Source organism: Raoultibacter timonensis, from assembly GCF_900240215.1.
Taxonomy (GTDB): domain Bacteria; phylum Actinomycetota; class Coriobacteriia; order Coriobacteriales; family Eggerthellaceae; genus Raoultibacter; species Raoultibacter timonensis.
The window spans coordinates 1,597,772-1,619,720 of the sequence record NZ_LT964679.1 but is presented as its reverse complement, the minus strand read 5'-3'; the positions used below and the strand labels follow the sequence as shown (position 1 = coordinate 1,619,720).

Below are 21,949 nucleotides of genomic sequence, written 5' to 3'. Positions count from 1 at the left end.
GGGCGATGAAAGGTTTACGATGAGGATTTCGATAGCAAGCGACCATGCGGGATTCGAGCAGAAGCAGCAGCTGGTCGATTATCTCGTGTTCCGGGGGCACGATGTTGCCGACCGCGGCCCCGATAGCGACGATCGCGTCGATTATCCCGATTACGCGGTGCTCGTCGCGGGCGATGTGGCCGAAGGACGCGCCGATAGGGGCGTGCTCGTATGCGGCACCGGCATCGGCATGGCCATGGCGGCCGACAAGGTTGCCGGCGTTCGCGCAGCAAACATCGTGACCCCCGAGTTCGCCGCCCTGTGCCGCGAGCACAACGACGCCAACGTGATCGCGCTGTCCGGCAGATTCGTCGAGCTTTCCGAGAACGAGAAGATTCTCGATGCGTTTCTCGAAACCGCGTTCGGCGAGGGCCGTCATGCGGGCCGTGTCGAGAAGATCATGGCCCTCGACGAGTGCTAGCCGAGCGTCTTTCTGAGCGGGGTCGTCGGCCGAACGCCTTCCTTGCGCCGCCGTTCGCCGACGGGCGCAAAATGGTATAAAGGTAGGAACATAAATTTTCTACTTCGTCGCTCCCTTGTATACAACATCTTGTATACTGGCAAGGTGTACGTGTACGGTATTTGAGGAGGGACATTGGAAACTGCAAGGAAATCACTGACCAAGTGGGCGCTGCTCGTGCTCACCGCCGCTTTGGCGGCGACGATGCTCGCAGGGCTTACGGCGTGCGGTGGAGAATCGGCCGAAGACGTCATTCGCAAGGGCGTGACCGAAGAGCTCGAGAGCATCAAGAACCTCGACCAGGCAGCGCTCGATGAGATCATGGCGGGCGCAGGTGCCGCCGATGCCGGTCTTGACGAGTACGGCATCGACATGGAGGAGTTCTGCCGCACCTGGCTTACGGGCTTCGACTATTCGGTCGACAACGTGACGGTCGACGGCGAGAAAGCCACCGTGACGGTAACGATCACCTGCAAGTCGCTCATGGAGGGCGTCAACATCTTCATGGACAAGGTGACCGCGCTCACCGAGGATCCCGAGGCGATGAGCCAGTCGATGGACGAGCTCAACCAGCAGATGGGCACGATNGCGCGAGACGAGCCCGCCCCGGGCTTTGTCGAGCATGGGCCAAGGCCGTCTTGCGCTTTGCGCGCCGTTGCGCGCCCGCCGCCGTTTGCCTATCATGGGATGCGCTAAACCGAACGGATCGAAAGGTGCACGTCCATGTCCAAGAAATACGTCGTCGCGCTCGACCAGGGAACCACGTCGTCGCGCGCTATCCTGTTCGATCGGGCAGGCAGGCTCGTCGATATGGTGCAGCATCCCTTCGAGCAGCTGTACCCCGAGCCCGGTTGGGTCGAGCACAACCCCCAGGATATCCTGTCGTCGCAGCTCGCGGCTTTGACCGAGCTGCTCGTTTCACGCGATGTCGGCCCCGCCCAAATCGACAGCATCGGCATCACGAATCAGCGCGAGACAACGGTGGTGTGGGATCGCGAAACGGGCGCGCCGGTGTCGAACGCGATCGTATGGCAGTGCCGCCGCACCGCGCCCATAATCGAAAAGCTCTGCTCGGCGCCCGAAGTGTCGTCGCGCATTACAGCTAAGACGGGGCTTCTTCCCGATGCGTACTTTTCAGCGAGCAAGATCAAGTGGATCCTCGACAATACGCCCGGCGCCCGCGAGGCGGCCCGTGCNATGTGCTCAACGGTAACACCTGGGAGCCCGGCGCGGGCTTCGACACCGCGCTCGGCCAGGCGTTTGCCGGCGGTGCGATGTAGCGTTGATCGCGCCGTCGCGTCGCGACGGCGCATCCCGATGCGTTTTGTCGCATTGCGAGGGCCGATCCGCCAAGCGGATCGGCCCTTTTTCGTGCGTTGGCTGCGGCAGATGCGCACGTTGTGCTAGCATGGGAAAAATCATTTACCGGGTATGCTGAAAGGGGTATGCGCCATGCCGCTGCATTACGTTTCAAAGGAAGATCCACAGGTTGCCGATGCCATATCGCAGGAGCTGGCACGCCAACGCGGCAGCGTGGAGCTGATCGCATCGGAGAACTTCACTTCGCCGGCGGTTATGGAGGCGGTCGGCAGCGTGCTTACCAACAAATACGCCGAGGGCTATCCCGGCAAGCGCTACTACGGCGGCTGCGAGAAGGTCGACATCGTCGAGGACATCGCCCGCGAACGCGCCTGCGAGCTCTACGGCGCCGGATTCGCCAACGTTCAGCCCCACTCGGGTGCCAACGCGAACTTCGGGGCGTACACGGCTCTTATCGAGCTCGGCGATACCGTGCTCGGCATGAGCCTCGATCAGGGCGGGCATCTCACGCACGGCTCCCCGGTCAACTTCTCGGGCAAGTTCTACAACTTCGCGGCGTACGGCCTCGATCCCGAGACCGAGACGATCGATTACGACGACGTGCTCCGCATCGCCAAGGAGGTGCGCCCCAAGCTCATCGTGGGCGGCGCGTCGGCCTATCCGCGCACGATCGACTTCGAGCGCATGGCGGCCATCGCCAAGGAGGTCGACGCCTACTTCATGGTCGACATGGCGCATATCGCCGGCCTTGTGGCCACGGGTGCCCACCCGAGCCCGGTGCCCTACGCCGACATCGTCACTTCGACGAGCCACAAGACGCTGCGCGGACCGCGCGGCGGCTTCATCCTCGCCAACGACGAGGACATCGCCAAGAAGATCGACAAGGCGGTGTTCCCCGGGGCGCAGGGCGGTCCGCTCATGCACGTTATCGCCGGCAAGGCGGTTGCGTTCGGCGAAGCGCTGAGGCCCGAATACGCGACCTACATCGAGCATGTGGTGGAAAACGCCAAGCGCCTCGGCGAAGGTATGATCGACGGGGGATTGCGCCTCGTATCGGGAGGCACCGACAACCATCTGTGCCTCGTGGACCTCACGCCCGCCGACGTGACGGGCAAGGACGCCGAGAAGCTCCTCGAGACGGTCGGCCTCACGGTGAACAAGAACTCCATCCCCAACGAGCCCCGCTCCCCGTTTGTGACGAGCGGCATCCGCGTCGGTTCGGCCGCCGCTACCACCCGCGGCTTCACGGCGGAGGACTTCTATCAGGTGGGCCAGCTCATCGCGACGACGGTATTCCACGCCGAAGACGACGCGATGCTCGCCGACGTGCGAGCAAAGGTCGACGCGATGCTCGACGCTCATCCGCTCTATCCCGAATACACCTGCGCATAAACGTTTCGGGACCGGCCGCGAAGCGTTTATGCCCGCGACCGGCCCCGAAACTTGCACCGATCCGTACATCCGACTCGACGAAAGGGTTTTTCAGCATGGCTACCGAATACGAACGCGTGACGCTTGTCGATCATCCGATGGTGCAGCACAAGCTCTCCATCCTGCGCGACAGGGACACCTCGTCGAAGAAGTTCCGCGAACTGGTCAAGGAACTCGCGTTGTTCGAGGGCTATGAGGCGACGCGCAACCTGCCGCTCGCCGACGTCGAGGTCGAAACGCCGCTGTGTAAGACGACGTGCAAGAAAGTCAGCGGAAAGAAGCTCGCCATCGTGCCGATCCTGCGTGCGGGCCTCGGTATGGTCGAAGGCGTTCAAGAACTCATGCCTGCCGCCCGCGTAGGCCATTTGGGCATGTACCGCAACGAGGAGACGCACGAACCGGTCGAATACTACGCGAAGCTTCCCGAGGACATCGCCGATCGCGAGGTCATCGTCGTCGATCCGATGCTCGCCACCGGCGGTTCGGCAACGGCCGCCATCGGATATCTGCGCAAGAGGGGCGTTTCGGGCACGATCAAGCTCATGGTCATCGTGGCGGCGCCGGTCGGCATCGAGACCGTTCTCGCTGCAGACGACGATGTGCAGATATTCACCTGCGCTATCGACGAGTGCCTCAACGACGCGGCCTACATCGTTCCAGGGCTCGGTGACGCGGGCGACCGTATTTTCGGAACCAAGTAAGGGGATCGTATGAGTTACGACGACCGTCCATCCTGGGACGAGTACTTCATGAAGCTCGCAACCGAGGTTGCGACCCGCACGACGTGCATGCGTCGCGGGGTGGGGGCCGTTATCGTCAAGGACCGCCGCATTCTTGCAACCGGTTACAACGGGGTGCCCACGGGTCTGCGCCACTGTGCGGAGACGGGCTGTTTGCGCGCCGAGCTCGGTGTTCCGAGCGGCCAGCGCCACGAGATATGCCGCGGCTTGCACGCCGAGCAGAACGCCATCATCCAGGCAGCGCGCTACGGCATCAACATTACGGGCGCGTCGATCTACATCACCACGCAGCCGTGTGTCGTATGCGCGAAGATGCTCATCAACGCGGGCATCGAAGAGGTCGTGTACCAAAACCCGTATCCCGACGAGCTTGCCATGTCGATGCTCGAAGAGGCCGGCATGCAGATACGCGTTTTCGAGGAATAGGGATTGCGCGTCGCGACGCCGTCCGTGGCGCGCAAACTTGTGAATAGGGGTTTTCGAGCCGGGCGGGCAGCCGCGCCGAAGCCGTCGGCGAACGGTTGCCCCGGCTCGTTTCCGCAGATGCGGTTTTATGCAAAACCTCACAGGCGTTTCCGCACATCGGAGCCTTGCTTGCACGGCTTTATACAGTTTTTCTGATCAATCGGCTCCATTTACCAAGTTTTTTCTTCATTTTCGCCGCTTTCTCGCGGAAGGTTGTTGAAGTTCCGTTACCATACTGATGGTTTTGTATGACTAGTACACGTTTCTGGATAGAAAGCAGAACATGATACTTCCGATTGTGCTCGGAGCGGCTTGCGGGGTTCTCGGGTTCGCCCCCTTGATAGTGGGATTAAGGCTTGCCCGGAAGGCTACGCCGACCAGCAATCTCGGTCATGCGGGCGCTCTGCTCCTAGGGGTGTTCGGATCGTTCGTGCTTCTTGCGGGAACGCTTATCGTCTGCATCGTGGTAGCTCGCGATGCGGTTTTGCCGTTTACGCTCGCCGAGGTCGTTGCTTTGATCGTCTCGGCTGTCGTGTACGGCGCGAGCAAACTGGTTAAGAAGTAAACAAGGAAAGGGTTGATACGTGGACGCTCTTGCAGAACTCTCAAAAGGGGCCGATCACCTCGTGCATTCGTTCGATTCGGCGTACATCGTCGGATCGGGTGCATTCGGACTTACTCAGTACACCTTTTGGATGATCATCTGTCTCATTCTCACGGTTGTCGTGGTTTTGGTGGCCTCGAAGCGGCTCACGCTCGTCCCCAACAACAAGTTCGTCAACATGGTCGAGTACGGCTATCAGTTCGTGCGCAAGGATATGGGCGAAGACCCGATCGGGCATGGCTACAAGAAGCACATCCCGTTTCTGGCGACGCTGTTCTTCTTCATTCTCATCAGCAACTTCGTCGGTCTTATCCCCGGCTGCAAGACGCCGACCGGTTCGATCAGCGTCACGTGGGCGCTCGCCATCATCTCGTTCGTGTACTTTAACTATTGGGGCATCAAGACCAAGGGTGGCTTGGGCTACCTCAAGTCGTTCGCCCCTTCGGGCTTGCCCGTGGTCATGGTGCCGGTCGTATGGTTCCTCGAGCTCTTCTCGACGATCCTGCGCGCACTCACGCTCGCCGTTCGACTTTACGGCAACATGTTCGCCGGCCACATGGTTCTCGGCATCTTCGGACTTGCTACGAGCGTTTTCATCACGGCGGCTATCCAGAACGCCGATTTCGTCATGGCGCTTCCGGCTATCGGCTGGATCGCGTTTTTGCTGTGCATGTACGCCCTCGAGGTGCTCGTTGCCTTCTTGCAGGCATACGTGTTCACCATCTTGAGCGCCGTGTACATCGGTCTGGCTACGTCGGACCACTAAAATTGGGTTTCGCCGGCGCTTCCACTGCCGGTCGAAGATATGTTGCTAAGTGTTTTTGAGAGCAGACTCAAAAACGGTTAAAGGAGGAAATTGTGGAAATTACACTTGGACTTGCGGCCTTGAAACTCGTGGGCTACGGCCTCGCAACGTTCGGCCCCGGCCTGGGCATCGGCATTGCCTGCTATGGTTGCTGCATGGCTACCGCGCGCCAGCCCGAACTGCAGGGACGTCTGTTCACGAACTTCATCATCGGCGCAGCCCTCGCTGAGGCCCTCGGCCTGATCGGCTTCGTTCTCGCGTTCATCGTCTAACTTCTGGCCTTTATTCGGAAATCTAGCCGTACAAAAGGCTTTAAGGAGGAAAGCAAGTGAAAGCAGGAGCGAAAAAAGCAATAGCTCGCACGGGTGTGGCAACACTCGCTGTCAGCGGCATGTCTGTTGCTTTTCCCGCACTCGCGTTCGCGGCTGAGGAAGAGTCCGGCGGCATTTCGGCGATTCTGCCCAATATGGCAGAGTTCGTCCCCATGCTCGTCTGCTTCATCATCCTGTGCGTAGTGCTGGGTAAGCTCGGCTGGCCGGCTTTCGCCGCAATGCTCGATAAGCGTGAGAAGACCATCAAGGATTCTCTTGAGAAGTCCGAAGCCGCTCGCATCGAGAGCGAGCGCGTGCTCGAAGAGTACAAGCAGCAGCTCGCCGAGGCGAAAACGCAGGCAGCCCAGATTGTTGCCGACGCCAAGAAGACCGGTGAATCGGTGAAAGCCGACATCACGGTCAAGGCGCAAGAAGAGGCGGGCGACATGATCGCGAAGGCGAAGGCCGCCATCGAGGCGGAGAAGAAAGCCGCCATCGCAGAGCTTCAGGGCTCGGTCGCCGACACTTCGATCGCCGTCGCGTCGCGTTTGATCGGAAACGATCTCAACGACGACGAGCATCGTGCGATCGTCGAGCGCTATGTGAACGAGGCAGGTAGTTTCAATGCCAACTAATCGTCTTGTCATCAAGGAAGAAGTAGCCACCTACGCGAGCGTCCTTCTCGACGCCGCGGCGGAGGCCGGTGGACAGGACGCCGTGCTCGAGGTGCGCGACCAGGCTGAACAGATCGTCGGCTTTATGCGTTCGAACATGGATCTTTCCAACGCTCTGGAAGATACGAGCTATACGGCCGAGCAGCGTGAACGTATCGCACGGGGCGTGTTTGCCCCTTACGATCCGGTGCTGGTCGACGTACTGGCCGTTATGGCGGAGCGCGGGGATATCGCGTTGTTCTCTCGGGTTCTTCGGAGCTACGAGGAGCAGATCGAAGGCAAGCTGAACATCGCTGTAGTGGACGTCACGACCGTGGTGCCCCTCGACGACAGCTTGCGCGAGGTCATAAAGAAAAAAGCCGAAGCCGATCTGGGCAGCGAGGTCGTGTTGCGCGAGCATATCGACAAGTCCATTTTGGGCGGCATTATCATGAGTGCAAACGGCAAGCGAATCGACGCAAGCGTCCTGTCGCAGCTCGAAAGCGCTCGCAGCGTGCTAAAACTATCAACAGATGGAGGTGAATGCTAGTGACTGAAATCACCGCAAAGTCTATTGACGAGGCACTGCGCAAGCAACTCGATGCCCTCAATACCAGTGTCGAATCGCGCGAGGTCGGAACCGTCATCCAAGTGGGCGACGGTATCGCACGTGTCGACGGGTTGAAGGACGCTATGGCAGGCGAGCTCCTCGAGTTCGTGGGCCAAAGCGGCCAGGTCGTCTACGGCTTGGCTCAGAACCTCGAAGAGGACGAAGTCGGCGCCGTGCTCCTCGGTGACGTCACCGCAATCAAGGAAAACGATCAGGTCAAGACGACCGGTCGTATCGTGGAAGTACCCTCCGGCAAGGCCATGCTCGGCCGTGTCGTGAACCCGCTCGGTATGCCCATCGACGGCAAGGGACCGATCAAGGCCGACGGCATGCGCCCGGTCGAGTTCAAGGCCCCCGGCGTTATTTCGCGTCAGCCCGTGCATGAGCCCATGCAGACCGGTATCCTCGCTATCGACTCGATGATTCCGATCGGCCGCGGACAGCGCGAGCTCATCATCGGCGACCGTCAGACCGGTAAGACCGCCATTGCAGTTGATGCGATCATCAACCAAAAGGGCAACGACATGATCTGCATTTACGTCGCCATCGGTCAGAAGGCGTCCACCGTTGCGGGCATCGTCGAGACCCTTGAGCGCTACGGTGCCATGGACAACACGATCATCGTGAGCGCCTCGGCGTCCGATTCCGCTCCGCTGCAGTACATCGCGCCTATGGCCGGTGCTGCGATGGGCGAGTACTTCATGTACAACGGCGATGACGGCAAGCCCGCGACCGCCGAGAATCCCGGTCGTCACGTGCTCGTGATCTACGACGACCTGTCGAAGCAGGCTGTGGCCTACCGTCAGATGTCGCTGACCCTGCGCCGTCCTCCGGGACGCGAGGCTTATCCGGGCGACATCTTCTACCTGCATTCGCGCTTGCTCGAGCGTGCGGTCAAGATGTCCGAGGAGAACGGCTCCGGCTCGATGACGGCTCTGCCGATCATCGAAACCCAGGCGGGCGACGTTTCGGCGTACATTCCCACCAACGTGATCTCGATCACCGACGGCCAGATCTTCCTCGTGACCGACCTGTTCTACCAGGGTCAGCGCCCGGCAGTCGACGTCGGCATCTCGGTATCTCGCGTTGGCGGCTCCGCGCAGATCAAGGCCATGAAGCAGGTTGCCGGATCGCTGCGTCTCGACCTCGCGTCCTATCGCGAGCTCCAGGCGTTCACCCAGTTCGGCAGCGATCTTGACAAGGCTACGCAGGATCAGCTGAACCGCGGCGCCCGCATGACCGAGCTGTTGAAGCAGGGTCGATACAACCCGATGCCGGTCGAGGAGCAGGCTGTGTCGATCTACGCAGGCAGCCACGGCTTCTTGGACGATATCCCGGTCGAGGACGTGGTCCGCTTCCGCGGCGAACTCCTCGAGTACCTGCGCGCTTCGCATGCTGAGATCTTTGCGAACATCGTGAAGGAGAAGAAGTTCACCGATGCGATCGAGTCTGACTTGAACGGTGCCATCGAGGCGTTCAAGAACCAGTTCTCGCCCTCTGCTTCGGCGTAAGGCAGGTAGATTATGCCCAACCTTCACGACATAGAAAGACGAATCAAATCCGTCTCTTCGACGAAGCAGATCACGCGCACCATGGAAATGGTTGCGGCTGCCAAGATTCGCCGTGCCACCGAGCGCGTCGAAGCGGCTACGCCGTACTCCACGTCCATGGTCGAGATTCTCGCGAACGTCGCCGAGCGTGTAGGTGGCTCTGAAAACGCACTGCTGCAAAAGCATGACGAAGTAAAGAACGTGCTTGTTGTGGTTGTCGTGTCGGACCGAGGTCTTGCAGGCGGGTTCAACAGCAACGTGCTGCGCCACGTCGAGCGCCTCATGAAGGAAAAAACAGCCGCAGGCGCGCAGGTTCACATTGCCGCCTGCGGTAAGAAGGCCATCGGTTATTTCAGCTACCGCAAGATCAAGCCGGTGCTGGAGTTCAAGGACCTTTCTGCCGATCCGACGGTCGAAGAGGCCACTGCATTGGCGACCTACGCCATCGCAGGGTATAAAGAGGGAAGCCTCGATGAGGTTGTCGTCGTTTATAACCATGCGAAGAATGCGGCCGAACAAACGCTCCGCGAGGAGCTGGTGTTGCCGGTCGACACCGCGTCTCTGATCGAAGAGATGGCGGATGCCGCAGCTGAGCCTGCGGCGACCAGTTCGAAGGACGAGCCCGCGCTATCGGGCGACGTCGTGTTCGAACCCGATGCGGCCGCTGTGCTCGATAAGCTGCTTCCTGCTTACGTGCGCACGACGCTGTACCACGCGCTGATCGATTCGGCTGCCGGCGAGCAGGGTGCCCGCCGTACGGCCATGAAGTCGGCAACCGATAATGCTAACGAAATGGTCGATTCGCTGACCAGATTGTACAACCGTGTTCGCCAGGGCGCCATCACCACCGAAATCTCGGAGATCGTTGGCGGCGCCGCGGCATTGGAGGATTAAATGGCTGAAACAATGAATAATGCATCGGCCAAACAGGGAGCGGTGGGGCGCATCGTCCGCATCGTCGGCCCTGTCGTTGACGTTGAGTTTCCGCCGGATGCGATGCCGGCGATCTACAACGCCCTGACCGTGCATGCACAGACCCCCATCGGGGAAGTGGACACTGTACTCGAGGTGCAGACGCACCTTCCCGGCGACCTCGTTCGCGCGGTCGCCATGTCGTCGACCGACGGTTTGATCCGCGGTGTCGAGGCTGTCGACACCGGCAGTCCGATCATGATGCCGGTCGGCCCCAACACCCTGGGTCGTATCTGGAACGTCATCGGCCAACCCGTTGACGGCAAGCCCATGCCCGAAATCGCCGAGTGGATGCCGATCCACCATCCGGCTCCCGATTACGATACGCTGACGACCACCACTGAGATCTTCGAGACCGGCATCAAGGTCATCGACCTCATCGAGCCGTTCGTCAAGGGCGGCAAGACCGGCCTCTTCGGCGGCGCAGGCGTCGGCAAGACCGTTATCATCCAGGAACTCATCAACAACCTCGCCCAAGAACACGGTGGCACTTCGGTGTTCACCGGCGTAGGCGAGCGTACCCGCGAGGGTACCGACCTGTACCTCGAGATGAGCGAGTCGGGCGTTATCGACAAGACCTGCCTCGTGTACGGTCAGATGAACGAGCCTCCGGGAGCCCGTCTTCGCGTGGGCCTCGCCGGCCTCACCGAAGCGGAGTATTTCCGCGATCAGGGCCAGGACGTGCTGTTGTTCATCGACAACATCTTCCGCTTCACCCAGGCGGGTTCCGAGGTATCGGCCCTTCTCGGCCGTATGCCCTCCGCTGTTGGCTATCAGCCCACGCTCGCTACCGAGATGGGCGACCTGCAGGAGCGCATTACCTCGACCGAGACCGGTTCGATCACGTCGGTGCAGGCAGTGTACGTACCTGCTGACGACTTGACCGACCCCGCTCCGGCAACGACCTTCGCCCACCTCGACGCGAAAACGGTTCTTTCCCGTGCCATCGCCGAGCTCGGCATCTACCCGGCCGTCGATCCGCTGGAGTCCACCTCCCGCGCGCTCGATCCGGAGGTCGTCGGCGAAGAGCACTACCGTGTGGCCGTCGGCGTTCAGGAGATCCTGCAGAACTACAAGGACCTTCAGGACATCATCGCGATCCTCGGTATGGACGAGCTTTCCGAGGAGCAGAAGCTCGTCGTGAACCGCGCCCGTAAGATTCAGAAGTACCTGGGCCAGCCGTTCCATGTGGCCGAAGTGTTCACGGGCAACCCGGGCATCTACGTCAAGATGGAAGATACGATCCGCTCGTTCGCCGAGATCCTCGACGGCAAGTGCGACCATATCCCCGAGCAGTGCTTCGTGTACAAAGGCGCCATCGAGGACGTGTACGCTGCCTACGATAAGATGACGAAGGAAGACTAATGGCGAAGTTGATATGCGACATCGTGACTCCTGCGGCTAAGCTTTACTCCGACGAAGCATATATGGTGGTCGTACCCGGCGTCGAAGGCGAAATGGGTTTTCTGCACGGCCACGTGCCGCTGGTTTCGGCGCTCGCGGATGGCGTTGTTCGCATCCAGAGCGACAGGGAAGCCGACAAGCAGCGCTTTGCGCTGCAAGGCGGTTACGTCGAGGTGACCGGCGACAAGGTCATCATCCTTGCCGACCGTGCGCTACCGGTGTCTGATATCGACGCGGCTGCCGCCCGCGCGAAGCTGAGCGAGCTTGAAGCCCAGCTTGCGGCGCTCTCCGAAGAGGAAGCCAGAAGAACTCCGATCAGCTCGGACATTGCATGGTGCAAGGTGCAGATTGCGGCCGTCGAGGCGTAAGGGCCCCAACGGCGCGATCCGCTAGCATTACATCGGTTGAAGGCCCTGGGATCGTCCCAGGGCCTTTTTACGTGCAGGATACGGACGATGCGTCGCTCAGGTGCGCGGTTCGCCGATGATCCAGGCTCGGTAGTAGTCGTAGCGCTGGCCGCCGGACGGCTCGGTTGCGCTCAGAAGATAGCTGCCGACAAGGCGAGAAGGCCGAATGCCCTGCCTACGCGCCTCTTCGAACAGCGATGACGCGGTGCTCTCGCTCGCGTCGAGCGATACGCGCAGCAGGCATTCGAGGCACGGACGGTGCGCAGCTTCGGGTGTTTTCTTCCAGAGGGGGGAGGCGTCGGGAAGGTCGGTATCCGCAAGGGCTTCGACTATGGTTTCCGGGTGAGCCGCTTCGATGAGGATGCCGTAGCGCCACGGCTCGCTGACGAGGAGCTGCCAGATCTCGGGCATCCGATAGTCGAGAGCGCGCAGCTGCGTTACGGCAGGGGCGCTGAATCTCGCACCGTGCTCCGCAAGATCCTTGGCGATCGCATTGAGCTCCTGCTGCTTTTCGAGTTGGAGCTTCATGGAATCGAGTTCGGCGATGCGTCGCGCAAGGTCGGTTGCCGTGCGCTCGAGCGTATCGTCGAGCGCTTCGATGGTGAGATCGTGGTACCCTTTGAGCTCTTTTACGGAAACGCCGAGTTTGCGGTAGAAGGCTATCTCGCTTGCGTCGATAAGGCTGTGCAGGGAGTACTGGCGGTAGTCGTTTTCGGGATTGCGCTCTGTCCGCACGAGCCCCTCGCTTTCCCAGTAGCGCAGCGTCGAGGGCGCAACGTCGAGGTAGCGGGCGGCATCCCCTATATCGTAGCGCTTTGCGGGCTCCATGGCATCCTCCTTCGATTTGGAGATTTCGAGAACCCCGGCAGGTTCTCCCTTTACCTTCAAGCAACTTAAAGGTTTAGAGTATCATCTGGCAAACGGCAAGGCAAAGGATTAAACGGAGCGCATCATGATAACGAAATCCATGGTCAGGGAGTATTTGAAGTACATCGTGCCGACGATGCTCACGTTCACGCTTGCGAGCGTGTACAGCATCGTCGACGGCGTTTTCGTGGGACATGCGGTCGGGGATGCCGGCCTTGCCGGCATCAACGTGGCGTTTCCGCTCGTTGCGCTCGTCATGGCGGTGGGTACCGGCATCGGCATGGGCGGCGGCGTCATCTCGTCGATTGCGCGGGGTGCGGGCGACGATGCGAAATCGCGGCGTGCGGTCGGGACGACGTTTCTCATGCTGATCATCGCCGCCGTGCCCATCATGGCGGCGCTCATCGTGTTAGCCGAACCGATTCTCACGGCGCTCGGCGGCAGGGGAGAGACGCTCGATCAGGCCGTCTCCTACATTTCGGTCATCGCGTGGGGCGTGCCGTTCCAGATATTCGTGACCGGTTGCACGCCGCTCATCCGCAACCAGGGTAAGGTTGCCTACGCTATGGCCGTCCAGGTGTTTGCCGGCCTCATGAACGTGGCGCTCGACTTCGTGTTCGTCATCCTGATGGGATGGGGGACCGCCGGTGCCGCGGCGGCGACGGTCGCCTCGCAGATCGCCGCCTTCGTGCTCGTGGCGGCGTTCTTCCTCCTGAAGCGCAACCGCATCGCGATGGCCGACCTGCGAATCGACAAAGCGATAGCCGCCCACGTGCTCAAGCTCGGTATGGCGCCGTTCGGGCTGACGCTTCTGCCCGAAGCGACCGTGGTGGCCATCAACGTGAACGCGGTCGCCTACGGCGGCGAGACGGCGGTAGCGGCATATGCGGTCATCTCGTATACCGCCTGCGTGATCCAGATGCTCATCCAAGGCGTCGGCGACGGCAGCCAGCCGCTTATCAGCAAGCACTACGGGCAGGGGGATGTCGACGGGGTGAGACGGTTCCGCAATACGAACTACCTCATCGCCGTCAGCATCGGCATTCTCGGGCTTGCGGCCATGTTCGTCTTCCGCGAACAGATTCCGCATTTGTTCGGCGCTTCGGGGGAAGCCGCATCGCTCATCGCATGGGCGCTGCCCATCTTCTCGGTGGCGTACGTCTTCTACGGGTTCACCCATGCGTCGACCTCGTATTTCTATGCGGTCGACGATGCGCGGGCCTCCAGCATCATCGTGTACGGGGAGGCGGTGCTCGTTGTGCTCGTCGTGTTCGGCATGGCCCGCATCGCCGGCCTCGACGGCATCTGGGTGTCGGTCACCATCGTGCAGATGGTGCTCGCCTGCGTGGCGGGGGCGCTCTTGAGAAGGCGCCATCGCAGCCGTGCTTCCCGGGCGAAGATGGAGCCCGCGCTCGATCGGCCGTAGGGGCTATTCGCCCCTCTGGGCGCGCTTCTCCTCTTCGATGATGTCGAGCAGCTCCTCGCGCGATCCGACGTTCATTTTACGGTAGATGTTGTACGTGTGCGTTTTGACCGTGTGGCTCGAGATGTAGAGCTTGTTTTGGATGTGCTCGATGCCGCGGCCTTTCGCAAGGTAGTAGAACACCTCGGTTTCACGCGGGGAGAGCGCGTAGCGCTCGGCGAGAGCCGCACAGCATGCCCTCCAATGCCCCTTCTCGTGTTCGGCCTGCCGCTCGGCGGCTTCCGCGGCACTCTCCCCGGTTTTCGCCGCGGAAGCGCCGTTCGCCGGGGCGGGTTCGACGGGCGCCGGATCGTGTATCAAAGGCTCTATCGGCGCGAACGTAACGAAGGCAGCGAGCAGGACCACGAGACCGAGGGCGATTCCCGAGAGCATCGAGAGGTTGATCGCGCCGGTGGCCGAAGCGGCGAACCCGAGTCCGTATCCGATGACGAGGCCGCCCGACAGCGCCGTCTGGCTGGTTCCGATGAAGAACAGATACGACGCCTTGCGGTTGCGGGCCGTCTGAAGTTCGAATGCGATGCTCGTGAGGAGCACGAACACGTAGGCGCCCAAAAGCAGCAGATTGCACAGCGTGTAGACGACGTCGGACATGAACGACATGGGCACGAGTGCGATCACGAGGAAGGGAAACACCATCCGAAGCATGTTGCTCTGTTCGATACGGCCCGAAAAGCGCCTCATGAAGGCGAAAGCGGCGAGCGCGCCGAGAGCTGCGAGCGCCGCGATGCCGACGAACAGGGTCGCATCGCCCGCTATCTGGGTGACCGAGCCCGATCCAAGGCCGAAAACGATGCCGTAGATCACGTAGATCGCCCCGAATGCCCACGACAGACGCGCGTTCTTCTTCGACTCGGTGAGCGGGATCGCCTCGAGGTTCGTTGCGTTTTCGACGGTTTGATCCGCTGAAAGCGCAGGCCCTGCAGGCGCGCTGTCTGCGGCGGGCGGGTTTTCCGGCTCCCTCGGAAGGGTTTTGAGGATGCCGAGGCTGATGAGCGGGCAGATCGCCAGCATGGCGATGTTGAAGGGCGAGGGGAGCATGGTGATCACGAGATAGAAGCCGCAGCCGCATACGACGGAGAGCGCGAGGCATTTCACGATCGACGATTGCGAGACGGCGGTCACCGTTTCTATCCAGAGGAAGAACAGGCAGCAGAGCCCCGTTCCCGACAGGCCCCACACGATGAAATCGAATGCAAGCGGATGGGCCGTCTGCGTGACGAAGTACGATGCCGACGAGCCCGCCGCGATGACCGAGAACAGGATGGCGAACACCGTCATGATACGACGCTGCCCGGTTCCGATGGCTCCTTCGGGTGTTCGGGACAGCCCGAAGCTGCAGGCTCCGAATCCGATGAAGAAGGCGATTCTCAACACGAGGTGATACCAGAGGTTCTCGATGTCCACATCGAGAAATGAGTTGCGCATCAGCATGGAAAGAAAGACTGCCCAAAAGAGGGAAAAGCCCCCGACAGCGACGAGCAGGAATGCAGATGATGCCGATTGACGTGGGGAAACGTTTTCACTCATGCTTTTTTCCATAGGCTCGTCTTGCATGTTCCCCCGTTAAAACCATTCGATCGGTCGATGGCATTCATGATAGACGGTCTCTAGAGTAATGACAAGTTGAGGGTGCGCAGCGGCGGATCTGACGATCGGCCGCTTGGGCCTTCGGATTCGAGGCGATCCGCGCCTGCGGGGGCCTCGAAAATCGTGCAAGACGAAGAAGGAAGCTTGAGGAGGTAGGAATGGAAACCGATTACAGACTGGTAGACCATGAAAAGCCGTTCCGCTATCGCGAGGGGGATTACGACGTCACACGCGGATGCGCATGGACGGGCCCGGGTTGCCATTTAGGCTGCGGCGTCATCATGTACACCGATGCGGATGGCAAGCTCGTCAAATGCGAGGGCGATCCCGAGGATCCGTGGACCGACGGACGTCTGTGCATGCGCTGCCTCGACGTGCCCGAGGTGACCAACCACAAAGAGCGCTTGCAGTATCCTATGAAGCGCGACCCCAAGGACCGCGGCAAAGATATCTGGGAGCGCATCACGTGGGATGAGGCCTATGAGCTCATCACCGAGAAGTTTATGGACATGAAAGAGAAGTACGGCGCCGAATCCGTCATCTTCGCGCAGGGAACCGGCCGCGACATCGCCGCCTACATCACGCGTCTGTGCTGGTCGTTCGGATCGCCCAACTACACGGGTTTGCTTTCGGGCCAGGCATGCTATCTGCCGCGCATCGCCGGCATGGCTGCCACGACGGGCCATCCGTGGATTCCGGATGCCGCTCAGCAGTTCCCCGAGCGCTACGATCATCCCGATTACGAGGTGCCCGAGGTCATGTTCATCTGGGGTAACTATCCGCTCAAGTCCAACATCGAAGGCTTTTACGGCCACTGGGTCATCGACCTTATGAAGCGCGGCATGAAGCTCGTGACGGTCGATCCGAAAGTCACGTGGCTCGCTTCGAAATCCGAGCTGCACCTGCGCGTGCGCCCCGGTACCGACGCTGCACTCGCCCTCGGCATGATGAAGGTCATCATCGACGAGGACCTCTACGACCACGAGTTCGTCGACGAATGGTGCTACGGCTTCGAGGAGCTCAAAGAGCGCGCCGCCGAGTTCGACGTGAAGCGCGTTTCCGAGATCACCTGGGTGCCCGAAGATCTCATCATCAAGGCGGCCCGCATGCTCGGTAACGCGAAGAACTCGACGCTGCAATGGGGCGTCGCCGTCGACATGACCCGCGAGGCCATGCCCGCCGGCCAGGCAATCCTCGCCCTCTGGGAGATCACGGGCAACATGGAGCGCCCGGGCGGCATGATCGTGGCTCCCGAGATCCTCTCGGTTGCCGGCGGCTGGGGCCGCGAGGTGCTGGGACCCGAGCAGGAGGCCAAGCGCATCGGCATCCAGGATTACCCGCTCTACAACTTCGGCTTCGCGGTATCGCAGCCCGACGAGACGGTGAAGACCATCGAGACCGGCGTTCCCTACGAGATCCACGGCGCCTGGCTTCAGACCACGAATCCCATCGCCTGCATGGGCGCCGATCCGCAGCGTCTGTACCACGCGCTCAACAAGCTCGACTTCATCGTGGTCGTCGACCTGTTCAAGACCCCGACGATCGCCGCATTGGCCGATGTGGTCCTGCCTGCCCAGACGTTCCCCGAAAGGAACGGCATCGCGTTCGTATCGGGCGCGCAACGCGGAAGCACCATCAACAAGGTGACCGATGTGGGCGAGTGCAAATCCGACATGCAGATCAACCTCGAGCTTGGCAAGATGTGGAACCCCGAGGCTTGGCCGTGGGACAACGTCGACGAGATGTACACCGACATGCTCAAGCCTACCGACATGACGTTCGAAGAGCTGCAGGAAGTGGCTCCGGCCTACCAGCCCATCGAGTACTACCGCTACAAGACCGGCAAGCTTCGCGCCGACGGCAAGCCCGGTTTCAACACGCCGACCGGCCGCATCGAGCTGTGGAGCAACTTCTACAACCAGGCCGGCCTCGATCCGCTTCCGTACTTCGAGGAACCCGAGCCCGGACCGACGTCGACTCCCGAGCTCATGGACGAGTTCCCCTTGGTCATGACGAGCGGCGCGCGCTTCTGGGGTATGTTCCACTCCGAGCATCGTCAGATCGAGCGTATGCGCCACTACCGCCCCTGGCCGCTCATGGAGATCCATCCTGAGACCGCCGAGAAGTACGGCATTAAAGACGGCGACTGGGTGTGGATGGAGGGCCCGATGGGACGTGCCAAGCGCAAGGCGAAGCTCACCCCCATCATGGATCGTCGCATCGTGTCGTGCGACCACGGTTGGTGGTTCCCCGAGGGAGATCCCGAGAAGTTCTACGACGTGTTCGACCTCAACATCAACAACACGCTGCCCTGGATCCCCGGCAAGAGCGGATTCGGATCCAATTACAAGAGCTCGATCTGCAAGATCTACAAAGTACAGGACGGTGAGTAATCATGGCTAAATTCGGAATCCTCGTGGACGCCCAGTGGTGCTCGGGCTGCCACTCCTGCGAGATCGCCTGCCAGATGGAGCATGGATTGCCCGTCGGCCAGACCGGTATCCAGGTCGTGAAGATCGGCCCGTGGCCCATCGGAGACGAAGCCGACAACAACTGGCAGTTCTCGTATCTGCCCATCCCGACCAAGCAGTGCGACACGTGCGCCGCACGCCGGGGGCTGGGTAAGGTGCCCACCTGCGTGCAGCACTGCCAGTCGAAGTGCATCGAGTTCGGCCCGCTCGACGAGCTGAACCAGCAACTTGATGCGAAGCAGAAGACGCTCTTCGTGGTCGCATAGGCTCGAATGCGCGCGATCGGGTGCCGGACTTCGGTTCGGTGCCCGCACGAATGCCCCGGGCGCGGCGTGCCCGCCGAGCCTGGGGGTCGGGCGATGCGTCCAGGCCGTTCGGTTCGGGCGCGGCGCATCCCGTCAACGGATTTCGGATGCGGAAACGACCGCATCCGAGGACAAGGAGATCGGCGATGTACAGCAAGAAGTACTATATTTTCTACGGTCTGTTCTTCTCCCTGATCGTTGCGGCGATACTCTGCCTTGCGCTCACCTTTGCGCAGGGAATCGCCCACATCGATCCCATGTTCTTCCTCATGAGCTTTGCGATTGCATTCGTCACCTCGTTCGTGGTGACGGCGGTCATCCCGCTCGCCCGCATCGCGGGTGCCGCGGCCGAGTACTACGATGCGAAACCCGGCACACTTGGCTTCCGCATCGTCCAGAACATCTTCTTCAGCACGCTCATCATGTTCGTGCTCGGCATCGTCATGACGGCGTTCATGACGGGCGTGGGCATTACCGAGGCTGTGAACCCGATGACGGGGCTTGTCGATCCGGTGAACCTGTTCGACCGATTCGCAGCGCTCTGCATTCAGTTCTGGCCGACCATCGTGATCGTGGCGTTTCTTTCCGATCCTGCGGCAGGCGGCTTGGCCAAGCTCTGCGTGAAACCGGCCGACCGCTTTGCCAAGACGCCCGATGCAGTAACCGACGAGGCCGTCCATGCCTGATCGGCTGCATATCGATACGGCTTCGGGTGCAGCCCCCGCGGATTCCAGGAATCCCGCGCGTGGTGCGGCTTCCGCAGGTTCTGCAGGTTCCGCGGCTGTCGAAGCCCCTGCGGCTCCCTCTTTCGAGCGGGGGCCGCAGGGCGCGCTCGGGCCGCGGGGCAATGAGGCCGATGCCGAGATGGGGCTAGAGCGGTCGAAAGAGAGCCTCGTCAACGGGTCGAACGCTTCGGAGGACGAGGTGCAGGACCTGATCGACGCCGTAGCGGGTGCGACGTGGAACACGCGCAACCGCATTATGGAAGAGCGCTTTCTCGCAGCACTCGACAAGGGAGAATCGAGGGTTCCGGCCTTCAAACCGCCGGGAAGCTCGTTGGGAAGCGCGTAGTTCGGGCGGCGTGATGCCGCCCGAAACCGACTTCGGCGTGCTGAGCTTGGCGTATCGGGCTCGTTTTACGGCATATGCGTAAATTCGCCGCCAAACCGATATCGGCATGCGCCCGCGTGCGACTTCGGAACGCCGGCCCGCTGTCGGGCGCTCCGCGAGGGCGCGTCGATCCTGGTTCAACGGCGGAATCGCCCTCGTCTACGGGTTTTTGCCGATTATGTTGCGTTCAAGACCCGTCAGGGGCGGCTTTCGACGCCCTTGAAGGCGAGCCTTGAAAGAGGTCGAATCGGGACAACCCCGCGACCAGGCAATATGCTGCTGGCAAGAAGCCGGCCGGCTTGCAGGCGGGCTCCGGACGCAGCACAATCGTCAAAAACCCGTAGAAACAGCCCCGTCCGCCCCCGAACCGATATCGGTATGCGCCAGCTCGCGCTTGCCTCGCGAGGACGGACGCGCAGCCGAGAAAACCGTGCTGTTCCAGATCTTGCAAGACGGAGACGTTCCGACGGGCCCTGACGTTTTCCCTACGTCGGCGCGCCTACCCGATGTTGAACAGCACGATGTAGAGCACAGCGGCGCTTGCGATGAGCATGCAGACTGCGAAAGCGACGAAGGCCAGCACATCCGAAGTGCGGCTTCGCGCACTTGTCTGCCGCCGCAAGAATACGCGGTACGCGCAGGCGAGTACAAGGTTGCTCGCCGCCATGATCGCGGCGAAGAGGAACACCTGGGTTCTCGGCGCCCATCCATCGGGTCCGCTTGCGTCGAAGTGGACGGCGACGGTGTCGGGCAACGCGCCGAAACCGCAGGCCGCGATGATGAGAGGCAGGACGCACAGAGCACCGAACAGGACTTTCCGGGCGGTGCTCATAGGGATTGCGACGCTTGCGGGGGCGGCGGCGGATGCGGACGGCGTTGCTTCGTCGGGAAAGGTCGACGCTGCGGCGTCGCTGGGGAACAGCTTTTTGAGATCCCGCTCTACCACGGGGATGACGGCCACGATGCCGACGAGCGGTACCCCCACGTACAGAAACGACGCTACGGCGAAGCCCGCATCGGTCGTCGTGAGCGGCGTGGCGGCATCGATCACGGCGGTGGCGATCGACAGCGCGAGGCCGACAAGGCCGACGATGGCCATGAGCGATCCGGCTTTCCGGTTCGCGTACGCCCACGCCTCGGGACTCTGCATGGAGCGCGTCGTGCGGTAGCCGAAGGCGGGGTTCGGATCGAAGGCGGTATAGCGCATGAGCGCGCCAAGGCCGATGAAGAGCAGGTCGATGATGAGCGCACCGAAGAGCACGAGCGTATCCTTTCAGGATGAGGAAGATTGCTTGCAGCTCGATTATATACCGGGGGGGGGCGTGTCCACTGCCTTTTCGGCGGGTTTCGGCTTGCGCAGCGGGGCTTGTCGAGACGGAGTGGGGCACGACAAGCCGTTGCGGTCCCGGGGCGAGGCACGATGGGTCAGCGCGGGCCGAGTGCGCCTACCCATCGTGGACGGCTGTGCTAGCGGTAGTTCGTTTTCAGGAAGTCGACCCACCCGTCATAGAGGGAGGCTTCGTCTTCGCCGAACGCATCGAGATAGTCGTTCGTTCGGGCGAACGACACGACATGCTCCCACCCGAACGTCTCGTCCAAGTATTCGATGTAGGTATAGGCGAAATCGTAGCCGCCGACCTCGTTGAACTCGACGGGGTTCAACGTATGCGTTTGCTCGATGCTGGGAACGAAGTAACTCGTGCTGTAGAGATCGTCTCGGGGGTCGCCGTTCGCCAGGTAGAGCGCGAGGCCCTCGTTGACCCAAAGCGACATGTCCTTGTTCAGCAGCGAATTGTAGGCATGCACCATTTCATGCGGCCCCGAGTTTTTCACGCTGTCGTAGGTGTGCGCGCTGCCGGGGTTTGCGGGGGAGGTCAGCAGCACGTTCGTTCCCCGATTGTCCCCGATGTACCAATCCATGTTCAGCAGCAATGCCACCAGGCCGTACTTCTTGGTTTGGAATGTGCTCTGATCGTCGTATACGTACACCTTGATGTCTTGTGGGGAATCGAACCCGAGCATTTCTGCAATATGCTCGCTCTGGGCATTCATCAGGGTGAAAACATCCTGTGCCGCCGCTTCCTCCCGCTCGTAATACACGGTTACGTACGCGCCCCCTATCGATTTCATACCGGGCGTTTCGGGGGAGAGCGTCGGGATGAGGGTTGCGAAAGCGGCCAATATCGCAACGCCGAGCACGAGCAGGGCGATTCTGAGTCGCTTGCCGACCTTCGACCCGTTCGATTTTTCTTTCACGAAGCCCTCGTTCCTACTGGCAAATTGCGCGTCGTTTCCTCATATATGAGAGTACCATTTCGGGGGTGATGTGCCTACCGGTAGGCGGGCGGTCGGGGA

General features: G+C 61.1%; 23 protein-coding genes. 19 read left to right on the top strand and 4 right to left on the bottom strand.

Annotation, left to right across the window (positions count from 1 at the left end; translation table 11 throughout):
* Nucleotides 1-19 precede the first annotated feature (19 nt).
* From rpiB to atpC, 14 genes are all read left to right on the top strand, one after another.
* The gene (rpiB, locus tag C1722_RS07235) at nucleotides 20-460 is read left to right on the top strand and encodes a ribose 5-phosphate isomerase B (RefSeq protein ID WP_102378639.1); all 441 of its coding nucleotides are present in this window, start codon (nucleotides 20-22) and stop codon (nucleotides 458-460) included.
* Nucleotides 461-1,222: 762 nt separating this feature from the next.
* On the top strand, nucleotides 1,223-1,906 hold the full coding sequence (locus C1722_RS07225) for an FGGY family carbohydrate kinase (RefSeq protein WP_102378637.1): 684 nt from the start codon (nucleotides 1,223-1,225) through the stop codon (nucleotides 1,904-1,906).
* A gap of 45 nt (nucleotides 1,907-1,951) precedes the next feature.
* Complete coding sequence (glyA, locus tag C1722_RS07220; protein ID WP_102378636.1) at nucleotides 1,952-3,211, top strand: serine hydroxymethyltransferase; 1,260 nt, start codon at nucleotides 1,952-1,954, stop codon at nucleotides 3,209-3,211.
* A gap of 95 nt (nucleotides 3,212-3,306) precedes the next feature.
* The gene (gene upp, locus C1722_RS07215; protein WP_102378635.1) at nucleotides 3,307-3,951 is read left to right on the top strand and encodes a uracil phosphoribosyltransferase; all 645 of its coding nucleotides are present in this window, start codon (nucleotides 3,307-3,309) and stop codon (nucleotides 3,949-3,951) included.
* 9 nt (nucleotides 3,952-3,960) lie between these two features.
* Nucleotides 3,961-4,416, top strand: a complete 456-nt coding sequence (locus tag C1722_RS07210) for a deoxycytidylate deaminase (protein WP_102378634.1) — start codon at nucleotides 3,961-3,963, stop codon at nucleotides 4,414-4,416.
* Between the two features lie 322 nt (nucleotides 4,417-4,738).
* Entirely contained in the window at nucleotides 4,739-5,020 is a 282-nt protein-coding gene (locus C1722_RS07205) for a hypothetical protein (RefSeq protein WP_102378633.1), read from the top strand.
* A gap of 19 nt (nucleotides 5,021-5,039) precedes the next feature.
* A complete protein-coding gene (gene atpB, locus C1722_RS07200) occupies nucleotides 5,040-5,825 on the top strand; it encodes a F0F1 ATP synthase subunit A (RefSeq protein WP_102378632.1) in 786 nt (261 codons plus the stop codon).
* Between the two features lie 92 nt (nucleotides 5,826-5,917).
* Entirely contained in the window at nucleotides 5,918-6,136 is a 219-nt protein-coding gene (atpE, locus tag C1722_RS07195) for an ATP synthase F0 subunit C (RefSeq protein WP_102375161.1), read from the top strand.
* A 56-nt stretch (nucleotides 6,137-6,192) separates the two neighbouring features.
* Nucleotides 6,193-6,810: a F0F1 ATP synthase subunit B gene (atpF, locus tag C1722_RS07190; RefSeq protein ID WP_102378631.1), complete on the top strand. Its 618-nt coding sequence runs from the start codon at nucleotides 6,193-6,195 to the stop codon at nucleotides 6,808-6,810.
* A complete protein-coding gene (gene atpH / locus C1722_RS07185; protein WP_102378630.1) occupies nucleotides 6,800-7,378 on the top strand; it encodes an ATP synthase F1 subunit delta in 579 nt (192 codons plus the stop codon). Before atpF ends, atpH begins: the two co-directional genes overlap by 11 nt.
* Complete coding sequence (atpA, locus tag C1722_RS07180) at nucleotides 7,372-8,949, top strand: F0F1 ATP synthase subunit alpha (protein ID WP_180995074.1); 1,578 nt, start codon at nucleotides 7,372-7,374, stop codon at nucleotides 8,947-8,949. Before atpH ends, atpA begins: the two co-directional genes overlap by 7 nt.
* A 12-nt stretch (nucleotides 8,950-8,961) precedes the next feature.
* The gene (atpG, locus tag C1722_RS07175; protein ID WP_102378628.1) at nucleotides 8,962-9,882 is read left to right on the top strand and encodes an ATP synthase F1 subunit gamma; all 921 of its coding nucleotides are present in this window, start codon (nucleotides 8,962-8,964) and stop codon (nucleotides 9,880-9,882) included.
* Nucleotides 9,883-11,325, top strand: a complete 1,443-nt coding sequence (gene atpD / locus C1722_RS07170; protein WP_102378627.1) for a F0F1 ATP synthase subunit beta — start codon at nucleotides 9,883-9,885, stop codon at nucleotides 11,323-11,325. It abuts the gene before it with no gap.
* Nucleotides 11,325-11,732: an ATP synthase F1 subunit epsilon gene (gene atpC, locus C1722_RS07165; protein ID WP_102378626.1), complete on the top strand. Its 408-nt coding sequence runs from the start codon at nucleotides 11,325-11,327 to the stop codon at nucleotides 11,730-11,732. Before atpD ends, atpC begins: the two co-directional genes overlap by 1 nt.
* Before the next feature lie 96 nt (nucleotides 11,733-11,828).
* Here the strand turns inward: atpC and C1722_RS07160 are convergent, their stop codons facing one another.
* Complete coding sequence (locus C1722_RS07160; RefSeq protein ID WP_102378625.1) at nucleotides 11,829-12,599, bottom strand: MerR family transcriptional regulator; 771 nt, start codon at nucleotides 12,597-12,599, stop codon at nucleotides 11,829-11,831.
* A gap of 124 nt (nucleotides 12,600-12,723) precedes the next feature.
* Between C1722_RS07160 and C1722_RS07155 the strand changes: the two genes are divergently transcribed.
* On the top strand, nucleotides 12,724-14,064 hold the full coding sequence (locus C1722_RS07155; protein WP_102378624.1) for an MATE family efflux transporter: 1,341 nt from the start codon (nucleotides 12,724-12,726) through the stop codon (nucleotides 14,062-14,064).
* Between the two features lie 3 nt (nucleotides 14,065-14,067).
* Here the strand turns inward: C1722_RS07155 and C1722_RS07150 are convergent, their stop codons facing one another.
* Nucleotides 14,068-15,648 carry a helix-turn-helix transcriptional regulator gene (locus C1722_RS07150; RefSeq protein WP_180995073.1) on the bottom strand — a complete coding sequence of 527 codons (1,581 nt, stop codon included), beginning with the start codon at nucleotides 15,646-15,648 and terminating at the stop codon, nucleotides 14,068-14,070.
* A gap of 218 nt (nucleotides 15,649-15,866) precedes the next feature.
* Here C1722_RS07150 and C1722_RS07145 point away from each other — a divergent pair, with 218 nt between their 5' ends.
* The 4 genes from C1722_RS07145 to C1722_RS16685 all read left to right on the top strand — a co-directional run bounded on the left by C1722_RS07145 (nucleotide 15,867) and on the right by C1722_RS16685 (nucleotide 19,555).
* Nucleotides 15,867-18,101 (top strand): molybdopterin-dependent oxidoreductase, encoded by a 2,235-nt coding sequence (locus tag C1722_RS07145; RefSeq protein WP_102378622.1) that lies wholly within the window; start codon nucleotides 15,867-15,869, stop codon nucleotides 18,099-18,101.
* Between the two features lie 2 nt (nucleotides 18,102-18,103).
* On the top strand, nucleotides 18,104-18,445 hold the full coding sequence (locus C1722_RS07140) for a 4Fe-4S dicluster domain-containing protein (protein ID WP_102378621.1): 342 nt from the start codon (nucleotides 18,104-18,106) through the stop codon (nucleotides 18,443-18,445).
* Between the two features lie 185 nt (nucleotides 18,446-18,630).
* Nucleotides 18,631-19,170 (top strand): hypothetical protein, encoded by a 540-nt coding sequence (locus C1722_RS07135; RefSeq protein WP_102378620.1) that lies wholly within the window; start codon nucleotides 18,631-18,633, stop codon nucleotides 19,168-19,170.
* Between the two features lie 178 nt (nucleotides 19,171-19,348).
* Nucleotides 19,349-19,555: a hypothetical protein gene (locus C1722_RS16685; RefSeq protein WP_146040618.1), complete on the top strand. Its 207-nt coding sequence runs from the start codon at nucleotides 19,349-19,351 to the stop codon at nucleotides 19,553-19,555.
* A gap of 538 nt (nucleotides 19,556-20,093) precedes the next feature.
* Here the strand turns inward: C1722_RS16685 and C1722_RS07125 are convergent.
* On the bottom strand, nucleotides 20,094-20,855 hold the full coding sequence (locus tag C1722_RS07125; RefSeq protein ID WP_102378618.1) for an SdpI family protein: 762 nt from the start codon (nucleotides 20,853-20,855) through the stop codon (nucleotides 20,094-20,096).
* Between the two features lie 206 nt (nucleotides 20,856-21,061).
* Nucleotides 21,062-21,850, bottom strand: a complete 789-nt coding sequence (locus C1722_RS07120) for a hypothetical protein (RefSeq protein WP_102378617.1) — start codon at nucleotides 21,848-21,850, stop codon at nucleotides 21,062-21,064.
* Nucleotides 21,851-21,949: the final 99 nt, after the last annotated feature.

Excerpts from the sequence above, each read along its gene's own strand:
- rpiB (WP_102378639.1), top strand. The coding sequence starts at position 20 with ATGAGGATTTCGATAGCAAGCGACCATGCGGGATTCGAGCAGAAGCAG.
- glyA (WP_102378636.1), top strand. The coding sequence starts at position 1,952 with ATGCCGCTGCATTACGTTTCAAAGGAAGATCCACAGGTTGCCGATGCC.
- upp (WP_102378635.1), top strand. The coding sequence starts at position 3,307 with ATGGCTACCGAATACGAACGCGTGACGCTTGTCGATCATCCGATGGTG.
- C1722_RS07210 (WP_102378634.1), top strand. The coding sequence starts at position 3,961 with ATGAGTTACGACGACCGTCCATCCTGGGACGAGTACTTCATGAAGCTC.
- C1722_RS07205 (WP_102378633.1), top strand. The coding sequence starts at position 4,739 with ATGATACTTCCGATTGTGCTCGGAGCGGCTTGCGGGGTTCTCGGGTTC.
- atpH (WP_102378630.1), top strand. The coding sequence starts at position 6,800 with ATGCCAACTAATCGTCTTGTCATCAAGGAAGAAGTAGCCACCTACGCG.
- atpA (WP_180995074.1), top strand. The coding sequence starts at position 7,372 with ATGCTAGTGACTGAAATCACCGCAAAGTCTATTGACGAGGCACTGCGC.
- atpG (WP_102378628.1), top strand. The coding sequence starts at position 8,962 with ATGCCCAACCTTCACGACATAGAAAGACGAATCAAATCCGTCTCTTCG.
- atpD (WP_102378627.1), top strand. The coding sequence starts at position 9,883 with ATGGCTGAAACAATGAATAATGCATCGGCCAAACAGGGAGCGGTGGGG.
- atpC (WP_102378626.1), top strand. The coding sequence starts at position 11,325 with ATGGCGAAGTTGATATGCGACATCGTGACTCCTGCGGCTAAGCTTTAC.
- C1722_RS07160 (WP_102378625.1), bottom strand. The coding sequence starts at position 12,599 with ATGGAGCCCGCAAAGCGCTACGATATAGGGGATGCCGCCCGCTACCTC.
- C1722_RS07155 (WP_102378624.1), top strand. The coding sequence starts at position 12,724 with ATGATAACGAAATCCATGGTCAGGGAGTATTTGAAGTACATCGTGCCG.
- C1722_RS07150 (WP_180995073.1), bottom strand. The coding sequence starts at position 15,648 with ATGAGTGAAAACGTTTCCCCACGTCAATCGGCATCATCTGCATTCCTG.
- C1722_RS07145 (WP_102378622.1), top strand. The coding sequence starts at position 15,867 with ATGGAAACCGATTACAGACTGGTAGACCATGAAAAGCCGTTCCGCTAT.
- C1722_RS07140 (WP_102378621.1), top strand. The coding sequence starts at position 18,104 with ATGGCTAAATTCGGAATCCTCGTGGACGCCCAGTGGTGCTCGGGCTGC.
- C1722_RS07135 (WP_102378620.1), top strand. The coding sequence starts at position 18,631 with ATGTACAGCAAGAAGTACTATATTTTCTACGGTCTGTTCTTCTCCCTG.
- C1722_RS16685 (WP_146040618.1), top strand. The coding sequence starts at position 19,349 with ATGGGGCTAGAGCGGTCGAAAGAGAGCCTCGTCAACGGGTCGAACGCT.